This window comes from Francisella sp. SYW-2 (assembly GCF_008711475.1).
Taxonomy (GTDB): domain Bacteria; phylum Pseudomonadota; class Gammaproteobacteria; order Francisellales; family Francisellaceae; genus Francisella; species Francisella salimarina.
The window spans coordinates 19,784-27,200 of record NZ_VXKO01000029.1 but is presented as its reverse complement, the minus strand read 5'-3'; the positions used below and the strand labels follow the sequence as shown (position 1 = coordinate 27,200).

Genomic DNA, 7,417 nt, shown 5'->3' with positions numbered 1-7,417 from the left:
GTACCTTGATGACGACGATTGTGTAAATCTATCCTACGACGGTCGCTTAGCTTATAACTAAAGCTTTTCACTTTAATTTGACTCCTTAGGTAAAATTATACTAGGGATTTAACTTACAATACTACGGACTTGATCGTAGTATCCAGAAAAAAGGAAAATACAAAATGAAACTAAAAAATAAACTATTACTATCAACTATTTTGTTAGGATTATCTGCAAATTTATATGCTAGTATTGAGGAGTGTTATAAAGCAGGTCTAAATAAAGAATATAAAGAAGCTATTGAATTATGTAAGCCTTACGCAGAAAATAAAGATTATCCTGAAGCTAGTGGAGTTCTCGCGGGAAGCTATGCCCAAGAAAAAGATTATAAGAACGCTCTAAAATATTCTTTATGGCTTAGTAACTATTATGATAATCATAAACCTGAATCCGCTAATGAACATGACACATATACTTTAACATTAACTACAGCAGGCAATATCTATTACTTTGGACAAGCAGGCAAAGCGGATAAAACTAAAGGATTAGAATATATAACTAAAGCTGCTAATTTGGGCAATAGTCTTGCTGAAAAACAGTTAGGTGGTATGTATGTGAGTGGTCAAAATGGAGATCTTAAACAAAATTTTGCAACTGGTTATAAATGGACAGAAATAGCCATAGCTAATGGTAATGAAGAAGCTAAGAGTAGCTATCTAATGACTAACTTTGATGTCTTTGAAAAAGAATATCCTTACTGTTTAGCAATGGGCGAACAGTTGGTAGCACAGGCATATATAGATGGCTCTGCTGGACTACCTAAAGATAACTCAAAAGCTAAAGAATATCTAAATCAAGCTATAGCACTATACCAAGATAACAAACCTACAGCTGAAAACACCAAATATTGCCCTACTGGTGCTAATAAACTAAACTTAGAATCTGCTAAAAAAGAATTGGGGAATTTGTAGATTTCAAAAAAGTACTACCCCGTCAGTCTAATGACTGCCACCCCTTCAACACTTGAAGGGGAATTGTAGCAATAAAATTTTTTAATATTTAATTCTTATTAACTCGAGTAAAGAATATTAATCAAGGATTTTAAAATTAGTACTAATACGGTAATATTTTATTAGAAAACAAATATAAGTTTGTATTTAGTTCTATTATTTTTAGAATTACATTTAGTCTTAGATAGGAAATTGGTATGGCAAAATTTGACAATTCAGAACAACAATTAGAAACGTGTATTACTATGTTTAATCCTCTTGATATAAATATAGATGTCAAAGATGATGTCAAAATCAATAAACAAATAAGTAAAGCTCCTAATGCTCCTTCTGAGGAAATTTGGGAGTCTGCTATAGATAATGCTCTCTACACAGAAAAAACAACTGAAATATCAGTAAGTCTTGAATGTCCTAAATTTGCTGAAGATCCTAAGAATATAGAAGTTATATTTGATGTGTATCTTATAAGTAAGGTAGGGGTCAAAATAGCTGATAGTGTTACTAGTCCGTATGGTACAGTTCCTGCTAATATAAAAACTTTTAATTTTAGTTATAAATTACCAATACAGTCTCAAGAAATACAAAATACTAACAATAGTGGTAGAACTTTTTTAAAAACCATAACTAAAAAAGATTTACTTAATTATTATAGGCTAGTCTTAGCGTATATAAAAAATCATGGAGATGAATTATCTCCTTATAATAAACCAAGCACTGAAGCATTATTAAGAGAATTAAAAAATCCAAGAATATATGCTATGTCTTATATAATTATTGATAACAAAATCAAAAAAGGTAATGAAGAAATAACTGTCCAGTCAATAAGACCCGATATAGCAATGCAGAAATATAAATTGGATGAACAATCTAAAACCGACTATGATGATTTTATGCTTGAGTGTGTAAAAAAAGGCATTAAAAGTGAGTTAAAAGATAAAGTTTATTTCTTTAAAAAATATCAAGAAATAACAGAAATAAACCTTATTAAAGAATTTAAAGGTCAAAATATACCTGCTCAAAATATATCTAAAAGCGATAATAGTCTCTTTCAAATTAAAAATACTTAATATACTAGTTATTAGTTAGATCTTTCTCAGTTAGTGGTTTTATTTGAGCTTGAGAAGTCTTTTTAAGCTGATTATCATCAAATCCTTGAGGCAAATTTGCATACGCATATATTAGCTTCTCTAGAGTACAGTTTTGAATAGAGCTATTAACGATAAAGTCAGTTGCTGTAAAATTAGCTTGTGCAAAATCACAATCAACAAGCTTACAGTTCGCAAGTATCCCAGTAGCGAAGTTATCTCCAGCACCCTTAACTCCAACCAAGTCCGTATCATGCATTTCTACTTGACTAAAATCATTATTTAGCATTTGCGAATTTTGAATCTCAACTTCCCTCCACTCACTATCACTGAAGTTACATTGTTGAATATTTTCATTATAAAGTAGAGACTTATATATACTATTACCATTAGCAAAGCCCACTTTTAACCATGAGTTATTATTTAGCTCTGCATTTTGGATCTGGCTTGCAAAAAATGTAACTTTTAAAAAGGAACTATCAGTTAATTTTGAAGAGTCTATCAACATCCCACTAAACTGACTTTTATTAAATACTGTCTTTAATATACTAGTTTTTAATATATTGCCCTTATACCACATCTCTGAATTAAATTTAGATTGTATAATATTACAATTATGTAAGTCAGTAGTATGAAGCTGTGTACCACTAAAGCTACATTTGGTAAATGTGCAATCTTTAAAAACAATACTCTTAATAGTAGCTTTATCAAAATTAACATTATCAAATGTACAATTAGTAAATGCACTTTGACCTAATTCAGTAGACTCAAATTGACTATTTGTAAAACTACAATTTTTATATTTGCATCCTACTATTTTTGCATTATTAAATTTAGCAGCTGAAAAATTAGCTCCTGTATATTTATTAGATACGATTGCACAGTTTTGCGCATTTAGATTAGCAAAATCAGTATCTTGGTGATCTATAGTATCTATAGTTTTTGCTTGCCAATCTTTATTTAATTTCTGAACTTTGTCTAATAATGAATCATACGCAGGCTTTGTCCATAATTTATCGTATACAAAGTTATTTATACTACATAACTCGACAGGATATTCTAATAATTCATCTACCATATCAGGACCTAATGATACATTATATAAAGGAGGTTCTGCACCATACTCACCCTTATGATCTATCTCTTGTATAGACGGGATACTCTCGCAATAATCATCCAATGGTCGTTTTCCTTGTTCATTTGACATTATAGCATCCTCTAAATATTTTCATTTTGCATAGATTTTGGCAACAAATCAGTTTCTTTTAATCCAGTTTCACTAGGATTTGCAATTCTCTCATCTATATATTTTATATTCTCTGAAAGTAAATGCGGATTATTAGCATCATTAAGCTGTATCATAACCGTATCTAGTTCATCAGCTAAAACCATAGAATTTGTTTCAAATACAAATCTTGTAACGATTATCCCAGCTACTAAATTTGGTAATAAGACCAAAGTATCAGTCTTTCCATCATATTCTTTGTATTTAGCATTATTATCTTTAGCAATGATATTTACCCTATAATCAGGAACCACCCCCATTATTTCCTTATTACCAAAGCCTATAAGCTTGTACTTGGTAGCAGGCTCTAGATTATCTAACCATTGATCTGGAGAACTCATCATAAAATATCTTTGATCCATAGATTTTGGAAAGGCAGGTATTGCAGCTATAGATTTTTGCTCACTTCTACTATATTTTCCTAAAAATGTTCGTCTAGAAGCACATAATACATGTTTTCCAGACAGTCCAGCCGGTTCAATATTTCTATCTATAGGAGTATTTACTTGATTAGATTTATATTCAAATATTGGTAACTCTTGAGACATTTTTTTGCCGAAATATCCTTGTCCAAATGGATTTTTAGAATATTCTGGACTTCCATAAGCTTTCGTATAACTCAATGGTACAATTTCTGTTGAATTTGATTTTTCAATCACATAGCTCATACCACTTTTTTTCCAAACTCTTTTCGGCTGTTGGATGATCTTTTTTGTATTATCACCTACGGAGACTATTAGCTCTTTAGGAGTTTCTACTGCTGGTAAAACTGCATATACTAAATATTCTGGCTGAGGCTTATCATATCCCTCATCGTAACCCATCTTTTGGCTCTCTAGTAATTTGTTCAGCATTGTACTAAGACTGTTAATAGGTATCAAATTCTCAGAAGCTTCTAAATCAAAACCATAACTTACACTTACAACATGTTTGAATTTACCAGATTTACTATCATAATAAACATTAGGTTGAGCATGAGCATAACTTGATATATATTGTTGCATAATGCTATATTCCTTCTAAATATATTGTTTGAGGCTGCTCTTGGCTGGTAACCATCGTTGTCCAGCCTAAATAAACATTATCTGCAGATAATGTCATTGGGATATTTTTGGGTAAATGTAAAGATATCGAATACAAGATATGATGTGGCAATAAAAATTTTATAAGCTTATTTAAAAGAGCATTCTTACTTCCATTAGGAAGATACTCTTTTGCATCTTGTAAATATATATGAATCATACAGCTATTCGGGATATCAACAGTTTCATTACCGAGCACAAATCCTCCATCAAAATCGCTATTTGCTTTGGATAATCTTGTTAAATTATTAGCCTTTAACTCTATAACTCTAGGTACAAAACTTTCTATATATACTCTGTCAAATTCAAAGAAATTTTCTATCAATTTTGCCGCATTATTAGAAGATATACGATTACCAAATAACAAAGGAGCACTATTCATAATACGATAAAAAACTTGTTTATCATCACTATACACTTGTAGAGCTAATCCAAGAATATTAGGCCAAATATCATTTATAATATTATTTCTAGCAAGTACATTTTTATAAAAACTCTCAGCTAAAAGCTCAACAAGCCTATTATTAAAAAAATTATAAAAATCATTTAACTCGTTACTGTCATTATTAACATCATGCACTATTTGCTCATGAAGATTTAGAGGTAATGGACTATTTACACTTTGTAATCCAAAAAAGTTTATATGAATTATAAGCTCAACAAACTCATCATCAGATACTTTCCAACTAATATCATCTATCTCTCTAGCTGCAAATGCTAAACTAGCATCACACTTATATCCAATTTTAATCTTATTATCATATTTCGAATTGATTGATAGAACTTTCTTTACAACAACTTCTAATGATTTATCAATATATATCTTTTTAAGTTGTTCTAATTCTATTAGTAATAAGTCATCTATGACAGACATGCTTGCCACTCCATGACTGAACCCTTTTCCATACCTATCATTCTCACACGATTATATGTATTCACATCAGCTAGACTACTATATATTTGGTTCAAAATTGATCCAAAAAGATATATATCTCCTTCATTTAAAAAACTTTGTTCGTTAATTATTATCTCAATAACATTTCCTCTAATAACTCGTCCTTTATAATATTCCTGCTCTATTTCTAAATTAATTTTATTAATAGCATTACATACTTTCTGAGTTAGTGATTTTTGCTGAGTTTTCCTATGTAATTGAATATCATTAAATAATATTATCAATTGTCTAAGAGTTTCTACTGTAGTTAATTTACCCAAACGCACAGAGAAGAAATTTATTAGTTGCCAAAGATTCCTATCAGAATAATCAGGAATAATAGGTGCTGTAACATGAGTGATATTTTTATATGTATAAGCTAACTTTTTAGTAGTAGAACTAATATTACCTTCTCCTAGTATCTCATGAGTATTTAAACAGAAGCTCTCCCCCTCTATCGATATATATGAGTTATCCAATACACTACTTTCAAAAGTTAGATTAAATTCGGGCTTACCATTTACAGCATTATTACTAATAAATTGTTTATATAAAGGTTTATCATTGAAACTACTTTCAAAATCATTCCATAAAAATATTTCGTTTTTCTTAGCAGAATTTTTACTAAGACTACTTACTTTTGTAATCTTATTAATAGCTTTATTTTTATTATCATCTAACCTAATTTTATGATTCTTAGTCTTATTATTATAATGTATAGGTGAAATTGATGCTTTTTCTACATTTATAATAGGTGTTGTATACAGAGCAAAGTTTTTCATAGTCATTGGAATATACTCAATTCCATCTAGAGCTACTGTTATTCTCAATTTAAACTTATCAATATTTATTCGAGATCTAGAGATACCTTTCTTGACTAACTCAAGATTTATATAATTGAATAACTCTGGATAACGAAAATAATGAGTAATCAACCTAAAAATATCTGGCTGAGTTGATTCTACCCCTGCTTTTTCTAGTAAATCAACATCTGAGAAACTAGCATCATATCCTCCAATAAGATTATTATTAGAATCAAGTAACTCTAAGTTCATAACTTTTTTCTTCAATAAGTATGCTATTTGCAAACTAGTTGATTGATTGCCTAATATGTATATTGGTAGCTTTATCTCTTCAAAATCGAATAATGACATTTTATAATCAATGTCAAAATGTAACTCTATAATCTCCTTGTTATTATATATATCAGAGCTTACTTTAGTTAAATTAATTGGATAAATATCAACATCTGCAAAAGTTCTAAAACTTAAATCTATTTCTTTATATTTTCCAGATATTATTTTACTTTTTGGAATCGTAAGTTTTTCTTCTTTGGGTTTATCATTTAATCCAAATTTTAAAACTGTAATTGAGGGATATGGCTGTAAAAATTTTGGCCATATCGTTTGTAAAATGTTTTGAGATAATTCAGGTACTCCATCATCAAGGCGCTTTTGAACTTTTGCAGTTAAAAATGCAAAGGCCTCTATCAACCTTTCAACATCTTGGTCTTGAGAATGATTTTCTAAAAAAGGAGCTATATTAGGAAAACTCTTAGCATACTCCTTTGCTGTATTTCTTATATGAATTAATTCTTTTTCATATACATCTTGAAAGCTCACTAACTACTCCTCACCATCACTCTTCCAGTATCTGTCATCACTGTTTGATATTCTATATAGTGTTTTTTATTTTGATACAGTACATATCCCTCTAATATAAAAAGTATTTGTCCTGGATTCTTTTTAGAATCTATAGTAGTTTTTATACTTTTAACTTGCATTCTTTTTTCATACTTATTAACTATCCTAATTATTTCTTTTTCTAACGCTGATAGCTCTTGATAAATATTATGGGTGATCCCATTAAAATCAGGTATCCCATATTCTAAATCAATTAAAGTAGCTCCCTGCTTTGTATTTAATAGCAACTCTAAATTAGTAGAAATTTGAGATAACAAGTCATTGAATCCAGCTTCGCTGTAAGAAAAATCTTGGGATTTAATACGATTAAATAAGCTCTTAGCATGCATAATCTCA

At 29.6% G+C, this 7,417-nt stretch carries 7 protein-coding genes; 2 read left to right on the top strand and 5 right to left on the bottom strand.

The annotated features are described in order from the left end of the window. Window positions 1–164: 164 nt before the first annotated feature. Window positions 165–953 carry an SEL1-like repeat protein gene (locus F3D57_RS08655; protein ID WP_150465956.1) on the top strand — a complete coding sequence of 263 codons (789 nt, stop codon included), beginning with the start codon at window positions 165–167 and terminating at the stop codon, window positions 951–953. 236 nt (window positions 954–1,189) lie between these two features. Next, entirely contained in the window at window positions 1,190–2,059 is an 870-nt protein-coding gene (locus F3D57_RS08650; RefSeq protein WP_150465955.1) for a hypothetical protein, read from the top strand. A gap of 4 nt (window positions 2,060–2,063) precedes the next feature. On the opposite strand, the gene F3D57_RS08645 is transcribed toward F3D57_RS08650, so the two are convergent. From F3D57_RS08645 to tssE, 5 genes are read right to left on the bottom strand one after another with little or no spacing between them, the layout of a single operon-like run. Next, complete coding sequence (locus F3D57_RS08645; protein ID WP_150465954.1) at window positions 2,064–3,284, bottom strand: pentapeptide repeat-containing protein; 1,221 nt, start codon at window positions 3,282–3,284, stop codon at window positions 2,064–2,066. Between the two features lie 11 nt (window positions 3,285–3,295). Further along, complete coding sequence (locus F3D57_RS08640; protein ID WP_150465953.1) at window positions 3,296–4,366, bottom strand: DUF2169 domain-containing protein; 1,071 nt, start codon at window positions 4,364–4,366, stop codon at window positions 3,296–3,298. 4 nt (window positions 4,367–4,370) lie between these two features. Continuing rightward, complete coding sequence (locus tag F3D57_RS08635) at window positions 4,371–5,318, bottom strand: type VI secretion system baseplate subunit TssG (protein ID WP_150465952.1); 948 nt, start codon at window positions 5,316–5,318, stop codon at window positions 4,371–4,373. Further along, window positions 5,306–7,000 (bottom strand): type VI secretion system baseplate subunit TssF, encoded by a 1,695-nt coding sequence (tssF, locus tag F3D57_RS08630; RefSeq protein WP_150465951.1) that lies wholly within the window; start codon window positions 6,998–7,000, stop codon window positions 5,306–5,308. The genes F3D57_RS08635 and tssF overlap by 13 nt, the downstream gene beginning before the upstream one ends. Continuing rightward, window positions 7,000–7,410: a type VI secretion system baseplate subunit TssE gene (gene tssE, locus F3D57_RS08625; RefSeq protein ID WP_035735910.1), complete on the bottom strand. Its 411-nt coding sequence runs from the start codon at window positions 7,408–7,410 to the stop codon at window positions 7,000–7,002. Before tssE ends, tssF begins: the two co-directional genes overlap by 1 nt. Window positions 7,411–7,417 lie beyond the last annotated feature (7 nt).